Annotated in this window: 1 protein-coding gene and 1 pseudogene; one reads left to right on the forward strand and one right to left on the reverse strand. The window is 42.0% G+C overall.

Annotated features, from left to right (window positions below; all coding sequences use genetic code 11):
• Positions 1–159 precede the first annotated feature (159 nt).
• Positions 160–306: pseudogene (locus ACFIKD_RS09595) on the forward strand (MBL fold metallo-hydrolase); the annotation flags it as partial.
• Positions 307–357: 51 nt separating this feature from the next.
• Here ACFIKD_RS09595 and ACFIKD_RS09600 read toward each other — a convergent pair.
• Positions 358–926, reverse strand: a 569-nt coding sequence (locus ACFIKD_RS09600; protein WP_375647928.1) for a BA14K family protein, incomplete at its 5' end; no start/stop codon positions are given.

Genomic DNA, 926 nt, shown 5'->3' on the forward strand with positions numbered 1-926 from the left:
AACATCATCGACTTGATTGCTGGCTGGACGAACCTCTGTTGGTGGATCAATGAGCCCTGTTGGACGAATAATTTGTTTTGCAAAAGTGCCATGAGATTGTTCTATTTCCCAGCGTCCTGGTGTTGCAGAGACGGCAATAGTCTGTGGGCGCATGGCATCCCATTGTGTTTCCATGAAAAATTGATGCAATCCCTTCGAGAAAAAGTTTTGTCCTTAGGCGACGACGTTTATTTTATCTGTGGGTATGGTCCCAAAAGTAACATAGGCTATGAACGCCAATGGAATCCTTTTCTTCAAAAGATCTAAGGGGGAGGGCATAAAAAACCCGCTTTAGAGCGGGCTTTTCTCAATGTTAATTCAATTTACTGGAGCATAGCAGACATGATTTAAGCCATCACTGCCTCGAAAAGTCCCTGTTTTAGGGTTGAAGGAACGGTATTTTTTCTTGCAATATTGAAGCCAATCAGATTCTGATGATTGTTGTACTGGCTCATATTCCACCGTTTGCTGCACTTGATAAATCACCTGATTTTGTGGTGCGTCTTGATAGACAATTTGTGGCTGTTCTGGTTTTTTAAAAACTTTACTAAGAACTGCACCTGCTGCAAGAGCAAGAATGCCCAATGCTAAAGCATTTCCTTGAATATTACTGTGTTTTGTCTTTTTGCGTTCGACATAATGATATGTCTTGCTTTCAACGTGATGCTGATGTTGTTCTCTCCATGTCTGGCTGAAATAATGACGCTTGTGGGGATCATCAAAAGAGTGATGTTTACTATGAAAAGAATGGGAGCTAAAATTGCGAGACGGTAAACCAGCCTCCCTCTTCATTTCACTCATTTGATACCGTGCCATATCCGCAAGCGTTGCATTTAGCGGCATGAAAACGGTTGCAGTTGACATTGCTGATAATACCGCTAACCTGA

Source organism: Bartonella sp. CR84HXZ, from assembly GCF_042194535.1.
Lineage (GTDB): Bacteria > Pseudomonadota > Alphaproteobacteria > Rhizobiales > Rhizobiaceae > Bartonella > Bartonella grahamii.